Below are 18,379 nucleotides of genomic sequence, written 5' to 3' on the forward strand. Positions count from 1 at the left end.
TTGTGCCGAGGATCTGACCACGGTGCCACAAATTCAACGCGGCAAATGGTCGGGACAGGCTCGAGCATGACGACGGTAGGCGGCAAGTCATGCCCTCACGCCAACGCAAAAAGGCCGGAAGCTTTCGCTCCCGGCCCTTTTTAAAAGACTGTCCGAAGATATTCCGGATCAGAACTTCATGCCGATACCGACCTTGACGCTCTGGTCGTCGAAACCACGCGAATAGGTGGTGCCGCCGATGTTGAAGTCCTTGTCCTGGTAGTCGGTGTAGCGGTATTCCACACGTGCGGTGATGTTGTCGGTCACCATGGTTTCGGCACCAGCGCCGACCGTGTAGCCGACGGCTGTCTTGTCGTCGGAACCGACGGCGTTCGAAACCTTGTTGTTGGCGGCTGCGACACCGGCCGTGCCGTACAGCAGAACCGGGCTGAGGTCGTAACCGAGGCGGCCGCGAACAGAACCGTTCCAACCTTCCTTCATGTCGACGCCATTGCCGGCATAGCCCTTCTGATCGGCATAACCGACATCGGCTTCGATACCGTAGACGACCTGGCCGCTCTGCCAGTTGTAACCGGTATAGAGCGAACCGCCCCAACCGTCAGCCTTGCTGTCGCCGTCGCCGCCGGATGCCTTGCCTGCAAAGTCGTAGTTGCCGGTGGCGCCGAGGTAGTAACCCGACCAGTTAGCAGCCGGAGCCGGCTGTTCGACGGCAACCGGGGCTTCCGGGATCTGCTCGACGGCATCAGCAGCCTGGGCAGCCGAAACCGCGATGAGGCTTACGCCGGAAACGATGATGGAAGCGATGATGGTACGCATACTTAATCTCCTTTTACTCGGTGTCGGAACGCTGCAAAGACTGCAAGGTCCTGAGCTGGTTCGTCCGGCCCGTTGAGATGGAGATTGGAGGTCAATTGCGGAGATGAAAGAGCCAAAATGTGAATTGTTTGTGGCAGCGAGGCGGCTGAAGTTTGATGTTGCTTCATCGCAACACGGTATTTGTTAACCTTACTTAAAAGTTTATCCAAGTATATTATTTTTAATCTTCTCTATTACATTGCTGCATTCGAATAAAACAACAGGGCACAGCATGCAAGCCTCATTTCGAGACGGCTTCCACCTGACCGGTTCGGTGTCTATATGGAGATCAAAACCTCAACCCGCAGCCGAAAGCGTAGATTTACCTGTGAAATCTCCTAGGACCGTACTTGTGACCGGCGCCGCCAGAAGGATCGGCGCGGCGATATGCAGCGATCTGGCCGCAAACGGCTTTTCAGTCGCCATCCACGCCAACGAGACGATCGACGAGGCCGAACGGCTGGCCGCCCGTTTGCGGCAGGGTGGGGCGAGCGCGATCGCGGTCCAGGCCGATCTGCTGGACCCGGACAAAGCGAAAGATCTGATCCCCCGCGTTGCAGGCGAACTCGGTCCTGTCGGCCTTCTCGTCAACAATGCCTCGATCTTTCGCGAAGACAGTGCCGAGGCTTTTGATGCGAGCGCCTTCGAGCAGCATTTCGCCATCCATGTCAAAGTCCCATCGATTCTCTCGGGGGCCTTTCTTGCTCAGCTGCCTGACGATGCGTCAGGGCTGATCGTCAACATGATCGACCAGCGCGTCTGGGCGCTGACGCCGCGTTTCTATTCCTATACATTGTCAAAATCGGCCTTGTGGACCGCGACGCAGACGCTTGCGCAGGCCTATGGGCCGCGGGTTCGGGTCAATGCGATCGGACCCGGCCCGAGCTTCAGGAGCCCACGTCAGACAGACGAGGACTTTCAGAGCCAACTCTCCGCCCTTATATTGCAACAGGGACCGGCGCCGGAGGAATTCGGCGCGACGATTCGCTTTCTGTTCAATACGCCCTCGATCACCGGTCAGATGGTGGCGCTCGACGGCGGCCAGCATCTGGCGTGGCAAACGCCGGATGTGGCGGAGATCAATGAATGAATTCTGCAAAACTGCCCGATGGCGGCGTGCTCTACGACGAGACCGACGAGGACGACGACGATTCGACGCTGGATACTGCGCTGGACGCCGCTGCGACCGAGGGCGATGTCGCGCGCCTGACGACGGCAATCGACTGGAACGAGGCGGTCAAGCACGAGGCCGGCCTGAAGGGCGCCGACCTGATTGCCGAATTCGTCAAGCATCTGCCGAATGCGCCGGGCGTCTATCGCATGTTCAACGAGGCCGGCGACGTCATGTATGTCGGCAAGGCGCGCAGCCTGAAAAAGCGTGTCAGCAATTATGCGCAAGGGCGGCTGCATTCCAACCGGCTGACGCGCATGGTGCGCGAAACCACCCATATGGAATTCGTCACCACGCGCACGGAAACCGAAGCGCTGCTGCTCGAAGCCAATCTGATCAAGCGCCTGCGCCCGCGCTTCAACGTGCTGCTGCGCGACGATAAGTCGTTTCCCTATATTCTCATCAGCGGCGATCACCGTGCCCCCGCCCTCTTCAAGCATCGCGGCGCGCGGGCACGCAAAGGCCAGTATTTCGGCCCCTTCGCATCGGCGTCCGCGGTCGGGCGCACCATCAATTCACTGCAGCGCGCGTTTCTGTTGCGCACCTGCACCGACAGCGTGTTCGAGACGCGCACGCGACCCTGCCTGCTGTATCAGATCAAGCGCTGTTCCGGCCCCTGCACGCATGAGGTCAGCGACGAAGGCTATGCCGAACTCGTCAAGGAGGCGGCGGATTTTCTCTCCGGCCAGAGCCAGAACGTCAAGACCGTCATCGCCCGGCAGATGCAGGAAGCCTCCGAAGACCTCGACTTCGAACGTGCCGCCATCTACCGCGACCGCCTGGCGGCGCTTTCCCACGTCCAGAGCCACCAGGGCATCAATCCGGCCGGCGTCGAGGAAGCGGATATCTTTGCCATCCATCACGAGGGCGGGCTGACCTGCATTCAGGTGTTCTTCTTCCGCACCGGCCAGAACTGGGGCAACCGCGCCTATTTTCCCAAGGCCGACCCGCAAATGCCGGGTGCGGAAGTGCTGAACGCGTTTCTGGCGCAGTTTTATGACGACAAGCCGGTGCCGAAACAGATTCTGCTGTCGGAAACCGTCGAGGAACAGGAGCTGCTGGCGCTCGCCTTTTCCGAGAAGGCCGGACACAAGGTGACGATCTCGGTGCCGCAGCGCGGCGAAAAACGCGATCTGGTCGATCATGTCGCCGCCAATGCCCGCGAGGCGCATGGCCGCAAGCTGGCGGAGACCTCTTCGCAGGCGAGACTGCTGGCCGGGCTTGCCGAAACCTTCAAGCTGCCCTGGCAACCGCGCCGCATCGAAATCTACGACAACTCGCACATCATGGGCACCAACGCCGTCGGCGGCATGGTGGTGGCCGGACCGGAAGGGTTCGTGAAAGGCCAGTACCGGAAATTCAACATCAAATCGACCGACATCACGCCCGGCGACGACTTCGGCATGATGAAGGAAGTGATGACGCGGCGTTTCTCGCGGCTCATCAAGGAAGAAGGCATTCCCAACCGCAGCATTTCGGCGGCACCGAGTGCGGATCCCGCGACCGCCACGAACCCGGACGACATCAACGACGCCGCCTTCCCGGCATGGCCCGACGTGATCCTGATCGACGGCGGCCAAGGACAGATGACGGCGGTGCGCGCCATTCTCGACGAGCTTGGCATTCGCGACGTGGTCACCGCCATCGGCGTTGCGAAGGGCGTCGACCGCGATGCCGGCCGCGAACGTTTCTTCGCCGACGGCCGCAGCGATTTTTCGCTGCCACCGCGCGACCCCGTGCTTTATTTCATCCAGCGCATGCGCGACGAAGCGCACAGGTTCGCCATCGGCTCGCACCGCGCCCGGCGCAAGAAGGAGATGATCCGCAACCCGCTCGACGAGATCGCCGGCATTGGGCCGGGCCGCAAGCGCAAGCTGCTGCAGCATTTTGGCACGGCAAAGGCGGTTTCGCGTGCGGGCCTGAATGATCTGATGGCGGTCGAGGGCATTTCCGAAGCGGTGGCCAGGCAGGTCTATAACCATTTCCACGAGAACCGGACGAACTGAGGCAAACCTCTGTAAAAAAGCCGCGAAAGCCTGTTGACGCTGACGTGTCGAACCCTCAACTAGGGACAAACCCCAGGAACAGGTCGAAAATGGCATCGCGCGCATACAGCATACCCAATCTCCTGACTTATGCGCGCATCATCGCCGTGCCTCTGATCGTTCTGTGTTTCTATGTCGAGGGCCGGCTCGAGAGTTCCGATACCGCGCGCTGGACGGCATTCTGGCTGTTCGTCGCAGCATCCTTCACTGATTACCTCGACGGCTATCTCGCCCGCATCTGGAACCAGACATCCAATATCGGGCGCATGCTGGACCCCATTGCCGACAAGTTGCTGGTAGCGGCCGTGCTGCTTCTTCTTGCGGCGGATGGAACGATCACGGACTGGTCGCTCTGGGCCGCCATCACTATTCTGTGCCGCGAAATCCTCGTGTCCGGTCTGCGTGAATATCTGGCCGCGCTGAAGGTTTCCGTACCGGTGACGCGGATCGCCAAATGGAAGACGACGATCCAGATGGTCGCCATCGCCTTCCTGCTTGCGGGACCGGCTGGCGACAAGCTCCTTTCCTACTCCACCGAAATCGGCCTTGCCTTCCTTTGGGTTGCTGCGGCCCTTACCTTCTATACCGGTTACGACTATTTCCGTGCCGGCCTGAAACACATTGTCGAGGAATGACATGGTCAAGCTCGTCTATTTCGCCTGGGTGCGCGAGCGTATCGACAAAGCCGAGGAAGAGATCGAGCTTCCGGCACATGTGGTGACAGCGGGCGATCTGCTGGTCCATCTGAAGACATTGGGCGACGGATACGAGGCCGCGCTCGAATATCCCGACGTCATTCGCGTGGCCGTCAATCAGGAACATGTCGAGCATGACGAACCGATCGCCGGAGCGCGCGAAATCGGCATTTTCCCGCCTATGACGGGTGGGTGAGAAGCGACGGCTTCAGCCGGCAAAACGTCCTGAGCCAAAGCGAAGGGCCGGGATACGGTCCGGCATACCCGGCCCAAAGCCACGGAGACGACCGATGACATCCCCTGCTCCTACCATCCGCGTTCAGCCCCACGACTTCGACCTGCAAACCGAAATCGACGCGCTGACCGCAGGCCGGACCGATATCGGCGCCGTCGTCTCCTTCGTCGGCCTCTGCCGCGGCGAACGGAACACGCTGTCGGCGCTGGAACTGGAGCATTATCCGGGCATGGCGGAAGCCGAGATGCGACGCATCGCAGATCTTGCCATCGAACGTTTCGATCTGCTTGGCCTGACAGCCGTCCACCGCCATGGCAAAATCGCGCCGGGCGAAAACATCGTGCTGGTGATTGCCGCCTCACCGCATCGGCAGGCCGCGTTCGATGGCGCCAATCTCGTCATGGATTTTCTCAAAACCTCGGCACCCTTCTGGAAGAAGGAGCACGGCAGGGACGGCAAGGCGCGCGACTGGGTGGCGGCGAAGGACGCAGACGACAGCGCCCGGAACAAGTGGTCGTGAACCTTACGGCTGCACGCGTTCGCGCCGGCTGATCACCAGACCCACGACCAGCGCCGACATCATGGCGACATCCCGCCACAGAATGGGCCCGTAACCGCTCCACAGCGTTTCGACCAAGCCGATCAACGCCGCCCCACCGGCGGGCCCGCAGAGGATGCGCATGTCCGCCGGCCGCCGCGATCAGCACGACTTTCAAGCCGAAGAGCACACCCGCGCCCTCGACGTCGCCAACAGCGTCATCCTGCGTTTTGGCCCGGAACGCAGCGTCGATCGTTTTGCCGACCCTTACCAACTGGAGGCATTTACCACCCCTCGAAACCCTTGGTAATCGGCCCCGGCTACGCACCCAACCCCGAGGTTTTCAAGCCTGACGGAACTGCCGATCTGAAAAGCCCGGACGATTGCCCGAAATAAGAAAGCCGGCGCTTGCGCACCGGCTTCTCATCAGTTCAAAACCTGGAAATCCGGCAATCAGCCGACGATTTCGGTTTCTGCGAACCAGTAGGCGATTTCCTGAACGGCGGTTTCCGGAGCGTCCGAACCGTGAACCGAGTTTTCGCCGATCGACAGAGCGAACTGCTTGCGGATCGTGCCTTCGTCGGCGTTGGCCGGGTTGGTCGCGCCCATGATTTCGCGGTTCTTCAGGATGGCGTTTTCACCTTCCAGAACCTGGACGATGGTCGGGCCCGAGGTCATGCCTTCAACCAGTTCGCCGAAGAACGGACGTTCCTTGTGAACGGCGTAGAAGCCTTCGGCTTCGCGCTTGGACATCCATACGCGCTTGGAGGCGATGATGCGCAGGCCGTTGTCTTCGAATACCTTGGTGATGGCGCCGGTCAGGTTGCGCTTCGTTGCGTCGGGCTTGATCATCGAGAAGGTGCGTTCAATCGCCATGTCTCTGGTCCTTTATTTGCGGAAAAGTGGGCGGTGTTTACCCGCCTGAAGCGCCGGAAACAAGAGGCTTGGCGTCATTGTTCATTTTCCGGACGCCGAATTCATGCGGCTGTCACACGCCGACCGAGCCCGTGATGAAGATCGAGGCAGCGCTCAAACCAGTCCGAAACCGGATCACCGGCCTCGAAAACATCGGCACCGGCGGTGATGCGCATCCATTGCAACGCGCCGAACAGGATGTAGTCGGCAAACAGCGGACCTTTACCACCGAGGAAGGGCTGGTATTTCAGCATTTGCCGCAGGGGTTCGATTTTTGGCGCGAAGGCGCCAATGGCGGCTTCGCGACCGGTGCGCATTTCCTCCAGCGTGCGGCCAAGCATGGCTTCGCGGCTGCTGCGGAAATAACGCTGGTCCTCATCGGCAAGCATGTCATGAATATCCGATACGGCGATTGCCGTGACCGCCGGATGAATGGTTGACTGCGAAAACCGTTCGACAAACCGCGAAAGCGCCTTGCCGCCCTCGCCGCCGAACAAAGTCGGGCGATCGGGATAGGACTCTTCCAGATAAAGTGCGATATCGAAACTGTCCGACACCAGCCTGTCGCCATCACGCAGGATCGGTACGGTTTTGGAAAAGCCGTTCTCCAGAGCCGGAATGGCCGTGAAGGCTGTCGGCTTTTCGATGAAATCCAGGCCCTTGTGGGCAAGCGCCATCACCACTTTCCACGCATGCGGCGAAAATGGCCGCTCGTGGTCGCTGCCGCTCAGGGTGTAGAGAATGCGTGTCATGCTTTGCTCCCTCTCGTGATCCTGTTTCACGGGAGCGCAGGATGCGAAAAAAATCCAGTCAGGATTTGTCATCCTACCCATTCACATCGTGCCGGGGGAGATTACCCCGCCGCATCCACCCCGCGTTAACCCTCGAATGAGGTGCCTACTGCTGCTTCAGCGGATGTTAAAACTCGCGCATGTTAATGGACAACACACGCATAAGGACACGAAGACCGAGAGACAGGCATGTCGGCAGAGACAGCGAAGACCGCACCGAAGAACAGGATATTGCTTGCGGTGAGCCAGCAGATGGCACGTCTCGACGTCGTCGGCCTGCCGCGTAACTACGAGCTGTTCCACGATGCTATCACGGGCGGCGATGCGGCGCTGACGCGCGAAGTGATGGCCCTCGGCCCGGCACCCACACAGATGCTGCTCGACGATATAGGCCTTCGTCACCGCCTGCCGGCCTTCACGGGCCTTTCCGCCAATGCAACACGTCAACAGGACATCGAACTCATTGTCGGCCTTGGGGAAAAGGTCTCCCGCGGCGTCTCGCAGAAACAGACCTTTGCCCGGGCGCTGGAATCCGTGGCGCGCAGCCTGCGCAGCGAGCGCAGCGGCAATGTGGCAGACGTGCTGGCGGAGATCGATTATCTCACCAGTTCGATCAGCGAGGCCATGACCGTCGAGACCGAATTGTCGACGGCGCTGAGGACCAGCGCAGAAAAGCTTGCCGCCAGCGAAAAGGCCACTTCTTTGGCACGCGAAGCCTCGCTTCGCGACCGCCTGACCGCGTTGCCAAACCACATCGCCCTGTCCGAGCGGCTCGAAGGGCTTTATTCGGCAGCTTCGGAAGGCCGCCGGACCGCTCTGTTTCTCCTGTCGCTCAATCGACTGTTCGACATTACGCAGGTGCCGAACGATACGGTGGGCAACCGTGTGCTCAAGAAATCGGCTTCGATCTTCCGCAACACCATCAAGAAGAACGATTTCGTTTCACGCATCGGCCCGCGCGAGTTCGCCTTCCTGTTCGACAATGTCGGCCAGGAAAGCGTCGGCGCGATCGCCGAGCGGCTGAACACCTCGATCATCAACGGCTTGCAACTGGTCCCCGAGGAAAACAAATCGGCCGGCCTGCCGATGGAACTGGCGATCGGCGTGGCGCTGACTGACGACGCCCACTCTCCCCAGGAACTGCGCAATCGGGCGGCCATCGCCCTCGACAGCGCACTGGCCAATCCGCGCCAGCCAGTGGTGATCGGCGGCGGCAAGGCGGTGGCACGCACGGCGCGGGCCTGATCGACCAAGCACCGGTCGGAAAGATCGAGCCCGGCAGGAAATGGCTGCCAACTCGTGGATGGCTAGTCATGGCCAGCAAGGCGCGGTGGTGGAGCGTTGACCAGCGCACAACGCCCATCCATCAGGCACCTTGTCAGAACGGCCGGTTTCAGCCAAAACCGCGGCCATGATCACGATTACAGACCTTTCCGCCCGCATCGCCGGACGTCTCCTCCTCGACCACGCCAGCGTGACGCTGCCGGCCGGCACGAAAGCCGGCCTCGTCGGCCGCAACGGAGCCGGAAAGTCGACGCTGTTCAAGATCATCACCGGCGACATGGCGTCGGAAAGCGGATCGGTTTCGATCCCGAAAAACGCTCGTATCGGTCAGGTGGCGCAGGAAGCGCCGGGCACGGAAGATTCGCTGATCACCATCGTCATGGCCGCCGACAAGGAGCGCACCGCGCTTCTCGTCGAAGCCGAAACCGCGACCGATCCGAACCGCATTGCCGAGATCCAGATGCGGCTCGTCGATATCGACGCCCATTCGGCCGAAGCGCGCGCCGCCAGCATTCTTGCCGGCCTCGGGTTCAACGCCGAAGCGCAGCTGCGCCCGGCCTCCTCCTTTTCCGGTGGCTGGCGCATGCGCGTGGCGCTGGCAGCGGTCCTTTTCGCCCAGCCGGACCTGCTTCTGCTTGACGAACCGACCAACTATCTCGATCTCGAGGGCACGATGTGGCTGGAAGATTACGTGCGGCGTTACCCGCACACGGTCATCGTCATTTCCCACGATCGGGACATGCTGAATAATGCCGTCAATTCGATCGTGCATCTCGATCAGCAGAAGCTGACCTTCTATCGCGGCGGTTACGACCAGTTCGAGCGCCAGAAGGCCGAGAACGACGAATTGCAGATGAAGGCGAAGGCGAAAAGCGACGCTGCCCGCAAGCATATCCAGAGCTATATCGACCGGTTTCGCTACAAGGCATCCAAGGCCCGTCAGGCTCAGAGCCGCATCAAGGCGCTGGAGCGCATGGGCACGGTGTCGGCAGTCGTCGAGGATCATGTCCAACCGATAACCTTCCCCGCTCCGGAAAAGCAGCCGGCCTCGCCGATCGTGGCGATCTCCAAGGGCGGCGTCGGTTACACGCCCGGCCAGCCGATCCTGAAAAACATCAGCCTGCGGATCGACAATGACGATCGCATCGCCCTGCTCGGCTCCAACGGCAACGGCAAGTCCACCTTTGCCAAGCTGATATCCGGCCGCCTGACCATCGATGGCGGCGAGATGAAGCTGGCGCCATCGCTGTCGATAGGCTTTTTCGCGCAGCACCAGTTGGACGACCTGATCCCCAACGAATCCCCCGTCGATCACGTGCGCCGGCTGATGCCGGATGCCCCGGAAGCCAAGGTGCGCGCCCGCGTGGCGCAGATGGGTCTTGCGACGGAAAAGATGGCGACTGCGGCGAAGGACCTGTCGGGTGGCGAAAAGGCCCGCCTGCTGATGGGCCTTGCCGCCTTCCATGCGCCGAACCTTTTGATCCTCGACGAACCGACCAACCATCTCGACATCGACAGCCGCCGCGCGCTGATCGAGGCGCTCAACGATTACGACGGTGCCGTCATCCTGATTTCGCACGACCGCCATCTGATCGAGGCGACCGTGGACCGGCTGTGGCTGGTCAACGAGGGGACGGTCAAACCGTTCGAAGGCGACCTTGAGGAATATCGTGACCTGATCGTGGCCGCCGGTCGCAAGAAGGACGACAAGGCTCAGGCCGTCGCCGAGGAGCAGGTCAACAAGGCCGACCAGCGCAAGGCGAACGCCGAAAAGCGCGCATCGCTGGCGCCGCTCAAGAAAAAAATCAACGAAATCGAAGCCTTGACGGGAAAGCTTGAGAAGCTGATCTCAGGTCTTGATCAAGAACTTGCAGACCCGGCGCTTTATGAAAAGACGCCGGCCAAGGCGGCCCAGAAAGCCAAGGAACGTGGCGAGGCAGCGGCAAAGCTTTCCGCAGCGGAAGAGGAATGGCTGATGCTTTCCTCAGAATATGAAGAGGCGATGGCGGGATAGGCCGCTACGGCTTGCCCGACATTCCGATGTCGGAACGTGGTATCGCACGCTCAGGGTTGGCCGATCAGCCTTTCTTGACCCAACGGCCGTCCTGCTGCTGCCAATAGGTCAGCGCGTGGCCTGAACTCTTCAGCTGTTTCCACTGGGCACGGGCGCCTTCCAGCTGCGCGGTGTCGTAACCGTCGAACATGAAGACGACGCGCTCGTAAGCGTCGAGCGGCGGCGGTTCTGCGCCATCGACGATGAAGCGCACGCTGGCGCCATTCACATTGCCGTCCTGTGCCGTGATCAGGATCGGCTGCGCCTCCGCCATGTCTGCCGCATCCGTGCCATGCGGCAGAAAACTGTCGTCGCGAAACGTCCACAAATGCGCGTCGAGAAAATCCCGGCGCGCTTCGGCCCGTGTCTGCACTACCACCTTCCATCCGCGCTCGACGCTTTTTTCCAGAAGGGACGGCAGCGCTTCTTCAAGCTTAGAATCGGTCAGGTGGTAGAACAGGACATCGGTCATCGGATCAGGCTTCGTAATGGGTGCGCACGAGCTGGTCGAGCAGACGAACCCCGTAGCCGGAGCCCCAGGACTGGTTGATCTCGCTCGATGGAGAGCCCATCGCCGTGCCGGCAATGTCGAGATGCGCCCAGGGTGTGTCGCCGACGAAACGGGCCAGGAACTGGGCAGCGGTGATGGACCCGGCATGGCGGCCTCCGCTGTTCTTCATGTCGGCAAAGCGCGAATCGATGATCTTGTCGTATTCCTTGGACAAAGGCATGCGCCACAGCTTCTCCTGGCTATCCTCGCCCGCTGCCAGAAGCTGACCTGCCAGTTCGTCATTGTTGCAAAACAGGCCGGCATGCAGATTGCCGAGCGCGACCAGAATGGCACCGGTCAGCGTTGCCAGGTTGATCATGATGCGCGGCTTGTAGGTTTCCCGCGCATACCACAGTGCGTCGCACAGAACGAGACGGCCTTCCGCATCGGTATTGATGATCTCGATCGTCTGGCCCGACATCGAGGTGACGATATCGCCCGGACGCTGGGCATTGCCGTCCGGCATGTTCTCGACAAGGCCGATAATGCCAATGGCATTGACCTTGGCCTTGCGAGCGGCAAGCGTGTGCATAAGACCGGTGACGGCGGCAGCACCGCCCATGTCGCCCTTCATGTCCTCCATGCTGGCGCCCGGCTTGATGGAAATGCCGCCGGTATCAAAGGTGACGCCCTTGCCGACGAAGACCACCGGCTGTTCCTTCGACTTGCTGCCCTTCCAGTGCATGACGGCGATCCGCGGCGGCTTCGCCGAGCCTTGGGCGACGCCGAGCAGCGCACCCATGCCGAGCTTCTTCATGTCCTTTTCGGTGAGGATTTCGACCTCGACGCCCAGATTTTCCAGCTCCTTCGCCCGTGCCGCAAACTCGACGGGGCCGAGAACGTTCGGCGGCAGGTTGACGAGTTCACGTGCGAGGTTGACACCATTGGCAACCGCCTGCGCGGCCACGAATGCGGCCTTGGCAGCTGCCGGGTCGGCGGTGACGATGGTGACGTTCACCGTCTTCACCTCCTTGTCGTCCTCGTCCTTCTTTTTGGTCTTGTACTGATCGAAGCTGTAGGCGCGCAAAAGCATGCCCAGCGCCAGATTCGCAACCTTCTCGCCGTCCATTTCGACACCTGGCGCATCGGCATGAACGACCGCGACGGAAGCGGTTTTGATCGCGGCGGCGCAGAGACCGCCCGCCCGCAGCCAGTCATGTGCGACGAGTGCTGCCGGCTTGCCGAGGCCGATGACCGCAATCCGGTCGAAGGGCGACCCGTGGGGCGCCACGATATCGAGAACGCTTGTCGCCTTGCCGCTGAATTCCGCAACGCCGGCCGCCTTGGCAAACACGCCGGCCGGATCCGCGGTGGATGCGCCCGCCGGCGGCAGATCGCCCGCGAGCTTGAGCAGAATGGCGAGCCCCTCGTCCGCACGGGCGTTTTTGGCGAACGTTATCTGATACTTGGCGGACATGTCTTCTCCGATATCATAGAATTGGTCGGCGGATCGGCCGATCCTTGCCGGTGCCGAAAGAGATACGATCATGGCCTTTTAGGCTCTCGATGCAAGATCGTCACGCAGGAATAAACACTGCAGCGCATGATCGTCATCGTCTCAATCTTGTCATCAGTCGCCGCTAGCAGCTATGGTCGTAACAAGCGACCATAGACAACCAAGACGGGGACACATGGAGCAGGCACAAGCGAAGCGATGGGTGACTGCTCTATCCGTATCGAGACGACCGACCAGTGCATGGATCACCGGAGCCCGGGGATGGTTCCTGGTCCTCGCCACCTTATGGTTCTGCCTTCTGGCCGTGTTTCATGCCTTTCCGCAGATCGACGTTCTGACTGCCGATGCGTTTTTCGAGCAATCGGCCTGCCTTGCAGACAGCCAGGCCGGCCGCACCTGCGGTCAGTTTTTTGCGGCAAACGAGACCGTCCTGCGGGCTGCCCGGCGCGCACTGTTCTACATGCCGGTATTTTTTGCCGTCGTGCTCATCGTCGTCCTGGTGCGCAATCTGCAGCATCACGGCGCCACCTATTGCACGCTGCGCACCCGGCGCTGCGTGATTGCGCTGATCGCGCTGTTCACCGGGCCCTACCTTCTCGTCAACCTGATCCTCAAATCCGTCTCCGGCCGGCCGCGCCCCTATGAGACCGACCTTTTCGGCGGCGACAAGCTGTTTACGGCCGCGGGTTCGTTCGACGGTAGCTGCTACAACAATTGTTCCTTCGTTTCCGGCGAGGCCGCGGGCGCCGGCTGGGTCGCCTGCCTGATCGTGCTGGTGCCGGCACGCTACCGGCCTTACGTCGCGCCGCCGCTTATCTTGGCCATGCTGGCGTCACCAATCCTGCGCATTTCCTTCGGCGGACACTATCTTTCCGATGCAATGCTGGGCTTCCTTTCCTCAGCGGTGGTCTATGCCGGCATCACCGCCTATTTCGAAATGACACAGGCGGAAAAAAAACGTGGTCATTCGACAGATTTGTGAACGTTTGGCTGTCGCCACGGTCGCATGAATTTCGTAGAGCTTGGCGGCGCTTGAAGGCGTATCGAGTCATCATCAGGTCGGCATGAAGCTTATCGAGTCATACATATTGCGGCGGACATTCCAGATGTTCCTGGCGACGCTGCTGCCGATCCTGGCGATCATCTGGACGATCCAGGTGCTGGGACGAATCAATCTTGTGACGGATACCGGGCAATCGATGGGATCGTTTGCCACGCTTGCCTCCTTCATCCTGCCGACGATCATTCCCGTCGTCATGCCGTTTGCGCTGGTGATCGGCATCACCCAGACGCTCAACGCGATGAACAATGATTCGGAGCTTGCGGTGATCGATGCCGCTGGCTCGCCCCGCACCGTGCTCTACAAGCCGGTCCTGCTTCTAGCGACGCTGACGGCGCTGTTCTCGTTCGTGATCACGAATTTCGTCGAACCGGCGGCCCGCGTCAAAGCCCGCGAAATGGTGGCGGAAGCCTATGCCGACCTTCTGTCCTCGGTCATCGAGGAAAAGACGTTTCGCAGCATCGAAACCAATCTCTACGTGCAGATCTCGGAGCGCCATTCCGGCCGCATCCTGATGGGTCTCTTCCTCGTCGATTACCGCGATCCGAATTTCGAGATGATCTATTACGCCCGCGAGGGCTCGATCGACGAGGCCGGCACGACCCTGACCATGCGCAATGGCGAGGTACATCGCAAGACGCCGGACGGGCGCGTCTCGGTCATCAAGTTCCTCTCATATGCGTTCGATCTGTCGTCGATGGCCGAATCGACCGGTCGCGCACCGGTCTATGCCGGCGATCGTAATCTCGACTTCCTGCTGAAGCCGGATCCGACCGACAAATACTATATGGATTCCCCGGGAAGCTTCCATGCCGAACTGCATCGGCGTTTCTCGGACTGGATCTATCCGATCTCCTATGCGCTGATCGCGCTCGTCATCGTTGGCGGCGCGCGCTCGCATCGCCGCGCCCGCCTGCATCCGATGGTGCTGGCACTGGTGATCGCTTTCGGCATGCGCTGGCTCGGCTTCTCGCTGACCAACCTTGCCAAGAATACCAATAGCAACATGTGGACGATCTACGCGCCGCCGGCCATTCCGGCCATGATTGCCATCTTCCTGCTGGCCAGCCAGCGACGCATGACTTTGCCTGCCGCCTGGCAGAACGCGATCGGCAGCGTTTATGGCAGGCTGCAAGGCCGGATCACGGCCATGCGCTCCAAGACGGGAGGCGCGTGATGCTGTTTTCGACACTCGGCCGCTATTTCTTCAAGCGCTACATGATCACCGCGATATGGTTCTTCCTCGGCGTCTCGGCGATCATCTTCCTTGCCGATTTCAGCGAGACCAACCGCCGAATGTCGGCGCTTGCCAGCTACACTCTGTATGGCGCCCTCGGCATGACCGCGATGCGGGTGCCCTCCATCCTGCAGCAGACCATCCCGACGCTGTCGCTTTTCATCGGCATGACGACGCTGATCGCGCTCAACCGCCGCTCCGAGCTGGTGGTAACGCGTGCCGCCGGGCTGTCGGTATGGCAGTTCGTCGCGCCCTTCGTCGCTGGCGCCTTCCTGCTCGGGGCCTTCACAATTACCGTCATCAGCCCGCTGTCGGCCTGGGGGCAGAAACAGTCGACCTCGCTCGAATCATCATGGCGGGAAAGCAGCGGCCGGGCCCGGCCCTCGAATTTCCTGCCATGGATCCGCCAGATCAGCGATAACGAGGACACGATCATCGGCGCCAAGAGCTTTCAGCAGGACACGCTGACCATGGCCGATGTCGTTCTGTTCCACTTCGACAAGAACGCCCGTGTCATCCTGAGACAGGATGCGGCGACTGCAAAGTTGGAAGATGGTTACTGGCTTCTTAACAATGTCCTGGAGACACGGTCCGACGCGCCGCCGTCGCGTATCGCGACGGCACAGGTGCGTACCAATATTAAACAGGAATTTCTTCAAGAGAGCCTCGAGAAGCCGGAAAACGTTGCTTTCTTTGACCTTTCCGACAAGATCGAAGTCGCCCGGTCGTTCGGCATTTCGACCAAGGCGCTTGAAACCCAATTCCATTCCCTGCTGTCGCTGCCGCTGCTTCTGGTAGCGATGACGCTGATCGCTGCGACCGTTTCGCTGAAATTTAGCCGTATAGCGCAATCGCGCTCGGTGATTCTCGGTGGCATAGTTTGCGGCTTCGTGCTTTATGTCGTCACGGTACTCGTGAAGGCATTCGGTAGCAGCGGGGTGGTCCCTCCTTTCGTCGCTGTCTGGATCCCGGTGATCGTGGCCATGGCGTTGGGGGCTACAATTCTGCTTCATCAGGAGGATGGCTAGTGGCGGTAACAGACCGCGGGAATATCAGACGGCTTCGCATGGCCCTGCTGAAAGGCGTGGCTCTGTGTGCATTCGCCATTGCTCCCCAGACTTTTTCATACGCACAGACCCCTGCTCTCGTCCCCGAGGCTGCCGACGGCGCAAAGATGCTGCTGCGGTCGAACGAGCTTACCTATAACAAGGACGCCCAGAAGGTCACCGCCACCGGCGGCGTACAGATTTATTACAACCGTTACCGCATGGTGGCGCAGCGGGTCGAATACGATCAGGCCACCGGCCGCGTCATGGCCAATGGTGATATCGAGCTGATCGATCCCGACGGCAACCGAGTCTATGCCGAACAGCTGGATGTGACGGACGATTTCGGCGAGGGTTTCGTCAACGCTTTGCGCGTCGAAACGCCCGATAATACCCGTTTGGCCGGCGAGAGCGCCGAGCGTCTGCCGGGCGATCTGATGGTGCTGCATAACGGCGTCTATACCGCCTGCCTGCCCTGCGTGGCGAAACCCGGCAAGGCGCCGCTGTGGCAGGTGAAGGCGCAGCGCGTCATCCAGAACGGTCAGAAGAAGACGATCAGGCTGGAAAACGCCCGCTTCGAACTGTTCGGCATGCCGATCGGCTACCTGCCCTTCATCGAGGTTCCCGACCATACGGTCGAGCGCAAGTCCGGCTTCCTGTTTCCGCGCATGAGCATGGACGACAAGCTCGGCTTCGGCTTGACTGTCCCCTATTACCACGTGTTCTCGCCGAGCATGGATGCGACGCTGAGCCCGACCTATTACACGCGTCAGGGCCTGCTGCTGGAAGGCGAGGTGCGCAACCGCTTCGAGACGGGCTCGCATATCCTGCGATTCGGCTGGATCGACCAGAAGGACTCCGCAGCGTTCGACGCCGGTACCGTCGACCGCAACAATGACGAACGCTTCATGGTCGCCAGCGAAGGCCGGTTCGAGATCAATCCGCGCTGGACCTTCGGCTGGAAGGCCATGGCCCAGACAGACCGGAACTTTTCCAATACCTACGACCTCGAAGGCGTCAACAACGACGTCTTTACCAACGAGGTCTATCTGCGCGGTCTCGGCGAGCGCAATTACTTTGACCTCAGCGCCTATTATTTCGATATCCAGGATCTGACCAATCTGTCTGATCTGGAGCGAAAGCAGGCCATCGTCTACCCGTCGCTCGACTACCAGTTCATTGCGCCGGAACCGATTTACGGTGGCGAACTGTCGGTGAATATGAACCTGACCAATATTTCGCGCCGGAAAAGCGATTACTGGCAGGAAGCGCTTGGCACCCTGCCCCGTTTCCGGGGCCTGGAAGGCAGCTACAGCCGCTTCACCACCGAAGCGGAATGGAAGCGCACATTCACCACGGATGGCGGACTGCTGCTGACACCGCTCGCTGCGCTGCGGGGCGACCTTGGTCGTCACACGGCGTCATCGCCAACCTATTACGATTACCTTAATCCGGGCGGCGTTGCTTATAACGGCGACTTCGAAGATTCTGGCGCGGCATCGCGCTACATGGCCACCCTTGGCCTTGAAGCCCGTTACCCGATCCTGATGACGACGGCCACCAGCAGCCATGTGATCGAACCGATCGCGCAGCTGTTCCTGCGTCCTGACGAACAGAAGGCCGGCGGCCTTCCTAACGAAGACGCGCAGAGCATGGTGTTCGATGCCAGCAACCTGTTCGAGCGCGACAAGTTCTCCGGCTACGACCGCATCGAAGGCGGCACGCGCGCCAATGTCGGCATTCGCTATACGGGCAATTTTGACAGCGGCATCGGCCTGCGGGGTCTTTTCGGCCAGTCCTATCATCTGTCCGGCGAGAATTCCTATGCCAGCCCCGACCTCGTCAATGCAGGCGCCTATTCGGGCCTCGAAAGCGATACCTCGGACTATGTCGCCATGGCCGCCGTCGATCTGCCGCAGGGTCTGACCTTTGCAGCCCAGGGCCGCTTCGACGACAGCGATTTCGATCTGCAGCGCACCGATGCTTCGGTCAGCTTCGCGCGACCGCGCTTTTCGGCCAGCATGATCTATACCCAGATCGAACCGCAGCCGGACTATGCGGCCGTGAAGTCGGGTGAATATCTGCAATCTTCAGCCAGCGTTCGTGTCAACGAGAACTGGTCGGTAGCGGGTACCGCGACCTGGGATCTCAAGGACGAGGAAGTCATCCGTCGCGCGCTGGGCTTTACCTATGCGGACGAGTGCACGATCTTCACGCTCGCCTATAACGACGAGCCGAACAGCACCACGGCCAGCGACTGGGCCATCACCGCGCGCCTGACATTCCGGACGCTTGGCGATATCGAGATCGGCAATACGGACCTCGACGATACCAATTGATCGATCAACACACGATCGTGCGGCGAAACGTCATTGTTTCGCCGCATGCGTTGTACAATCGAATGTCTGCTGTGATATGGGGTCGCAGGCGGGCCGGCAGCCCGTGAGA

17 protein-coding genes and 1 pseudogene are annotated in these 18,379 nt (G+C 60.6%); 12 read left to right on the plus strand and 6 right to left on the minus strand.

The genetic code is table 11. The features are described 5' to 3' along the window. Positions 1-168: 168 nt before the first annotated feature. Positions 169-816: an outer membrane protein gene (locus ACQKKX_RS12785; protein WP_427571070.1), complete on the minus strand. Its 648-nt coding sequence runs from the start codon at positions 814-816 to the stop codon at positions 169-171. A gap of 367 nt (positions 817-1,183) precedes the next feature. Between ACQKKX_RS12785 and ACQKKX_RS12790 the strand changes: the two genes are divergently transcribed. The 5 genes from ACQKKX_RS12790 (at position 1,184) to ACQKKX_RS12810 (ending at position 5,521) form a co-directional block, all read left to right on the plus strand. Further along, positions 1,184-1,945: an SDR family oxidoreductase gene (locus ACQKKX_RS12790; protein ID WP_427571071.1), complete on the plus strand. Its 762-nt coding sequence runs from the start codon at positions 1,184-1,186 to the stop codon at positions 1,943-1,945. Beyond that, on the plus strand, positions 1,942-4,032 hold the full coding sequence (uvrC, locus tag ACQKKX_RS12795) for an excinuclease ABC subunit UvrC (protein ID WP_427571072.1): 2,091 nt from the start codon (positions 1,942-1,944) through the stop codon (positions 4,030-4,032). Before ACQKKX_RS12790 ends, uvrC begins: the two co-directional genes overlap by 4 nt. A gap of 89 nt (positions 4,033-4,121) precedes the next feature. Continuing rightward, the gene (pgsA, locus tag ACQKKX_RS12800) at positions 4,122-4,706 is read left to right on the plus strand and encodes a CDP-diacylglycerol--glycerol-3-phosphate 3-phosphatidyltransferase (protein ID WP_427571073.1); all 585 of its coding nucleotides are present in this window, start codon (positions 4,122-4,124) and stop codon (positions 4,704-4,706) included. Position 4,707: 1 nt separating this feature from the next. Beyond that, positions 4,708-4,962 carry a molybdopterin converting factor subunit 1 gene (gene moaD / locus ACQKKX_RS12805; protein WP_427571074.1) on the plus strand — a complete coding sequence of 85 codons (255 nt, stop codon included), beginning with the start codon at positions 4,708-4,710 and terminating at the stop codon, positions 4,960-4,962. A 94-nt stretch (positions 4,963-5,056) separates the two neighbouring features. Then, positions 5,057-5,521: a molybdenum cofactor biosynthesis protein MoaE gene (locus tag ACQKKX_RS12810; protein WP_427571075.1), complete on the plus strand. Its 465-nt coding sequence runs from the start codon at positions 5,057-5,059 to the stop codon at positions 5,519-5,521. Between the two features lie 3 nt (positions 5,522-5,524). On the opposite strand, the pseudogene ACQKKX_RS12815 reads toward ACQKKX_RS12810, so the two are convergent. Continuing rightward, positions 5,525-5,738 (minus strand): annotated as a pseudogene (locus ACQKKX_RS12815) (branched-chain amino acid ABC transporter permease); the annotation flags it as partial. Here ACQKKX_RS12815 and ACQKKX_RS12820 point away from each other — a divergent pair. Further along, positions 5,682-5,849, plus strand: a complete 168-nt coding sequence (locus ACQKKX_RS12820; RefSeq protein ID WP_427571202.1) for a hypothetical protein — start codon at positions 5,682-5,684, stop codon at positions 5,847-5,849. The pseudogene ACQKKX_RS12815 and the gene ACQKKX_RS12820 sit on opposite strands and share 57 nt — an antisense overlap. A gap of 143 nt (positions 5,850-5,992) precedes the next feature. On the opposite strand, the gene ndk is transcribed toward ACQKKX_RS12820, so the two are convergent. Further along, positions 5,993-6,415, minus strand: a complete 423-nt coding sequence (gene ndk / locus ACQKKX_RS12825) for a nucleoside-diphosphate kinase (protein WP_018898730.1) — start codon at positions 6,413-6,415, stop codon at positions 5,993-5,995. 101 nt (positions 6,416-6,516) lie between these two features. Then, a complete protein-coding gene (locus tag ACQKKX_RS12830; protein ID WP_427571076.1) occupies positions 6,517-7,206 on the minus strand; it encodes a glutathione S-transferase family protein in 690 nt (229 codons plus the stop codon). 228 nt (positions 7,207-7,434) lie between these two features. On the opposite strand from ACQKKX_RS12830, the gene ACQKKX_RS12835 reads away from it, so the two are divergent. Beyond that, on the plus strand, positions 7,435-8,490 hold the full coding sequence (locus ACQKKX_RS12835; RefSeq protein WP_427571077.1) for a GGDEF domain-containing protein: 1,056 nt from the start codon (positions 7,435-7,437) through the stop codon (positions 8,488-8,490). Positions 8,491-8,656: 166 nt separating this feature from the next. Beyond that, the gene (locus ACQKKX_RS12840; protein WP_427571078.1) at positions 8,657-10,543 is read left to right on the plus strand and encodes an ABC-F family ATP-binding cassette domain-containing protein; all 1,887 of its coding nucleotides are present in this window, start codon (positions 8,657-8,659) and stop codon (positions 10,541-10,543) included. Between the two features lie 64 nt (positions 10,544-10,607). Here the strand turns inward: ACQKKX_RS12840 and ACQKKX_RS12845 are convergent, their stop codons facing one another. Both ACQKKX_RS12845 and ACQKKX_RS12850 read right to left on the minus strand, forming a co-directional pair. Further along, positions 10,608-11,054: a DNA polymerase III subunit chi gene (locus ACQKKX_RS12845; RefSeq protein ID WP_427571079.1), complete on the minus strand. Its 447-nt coding sequence runs from the start codon at positions 11,052-11,054 to the stop codon at positions 10,608-10,610. A 4-nt stretch (positions 11,055-11,058) separates the two neighbouring features. Beyond that, on the minus strand, positions 11,059-12,549 hold the full coding sequence (locus ACQKKX_RS12850; protein WP_427571080.1) for a leucyl aminopeptidase: 1,491 nt from the start codon (positions 12,547-12,549) through the stop codon (positions 11,059-11,061). Positions 12,550-12,790: 241 nt separating this feature from the next. On the opposite strand from ACQKKX_RS12850, the gene ACQKKX_RS12855 reads away from it, so the two are divergent. The 4 genes from ACQKKX_RS12855 (at position 12,791) to ACQKKX_RS12870 (ending at position 18,270) form a co-directional block, all read left to right on the plus strand. After that, entirely contained in the window at positions 12,791-13,570 is a 780-nt protein-coding gene (locus tag ACQKKX_RS12855; RefSeq protein WP_427571081.1) for a phosphatase PAP2 family protein, read from the plus strand. An 82-nt stretch (positions 13,571-13,652) separates the two neighbouring features. Next, a complete protein-coding gene (lptF, locus tag ACQKKX_RS12860) occupies positions 13,653-14,825 on the plus strand; it encodes an LPS export ABC transporter permease LptF (protein ID WP_427571082.1) in 1,173 nt (390 codons plus the stop codon). Then, positions 14,825-15,913 (plus strand): LPS export ABC transporter permease LptG, encoded by a 1,089-nt coding sequence (lptG, locus tag ACQKKX_RS12865; protein WP_427571083.1) that lies wholly within the window; start codon positions 14,825-14,827, stop codon positions 15,911-15,913. The genes lptF and lptG overlap by 1 nt, the downstream gene beginning before the upstream one ends. Further along, entirely contained in the window at positions 15,913-18,270 is a 2,358-nt protein-coding gene (locus ACQKKX_RS12870) for an LPS-assembly protein LptD (protein ID WP_427571084.1), read from the plus strand. The genes lptG and ACQKKX_RS12870 overlap by 1 nt, the downstream gene beginning before the upstream one ends. The last annotated feature ends 109 nt before the right edge of the window (positions 18,271-18,379 follow it).

The organism is Neorhizobium sp. NPDC001467 (genome assembly GCF_050275975.1).
Classification (GTDB): domain Bacteria; phylum Pseudomonadota; class Alphaproteobacteria; order Rhizobiales; family Rhizobiaceae; genus Neorhizobium.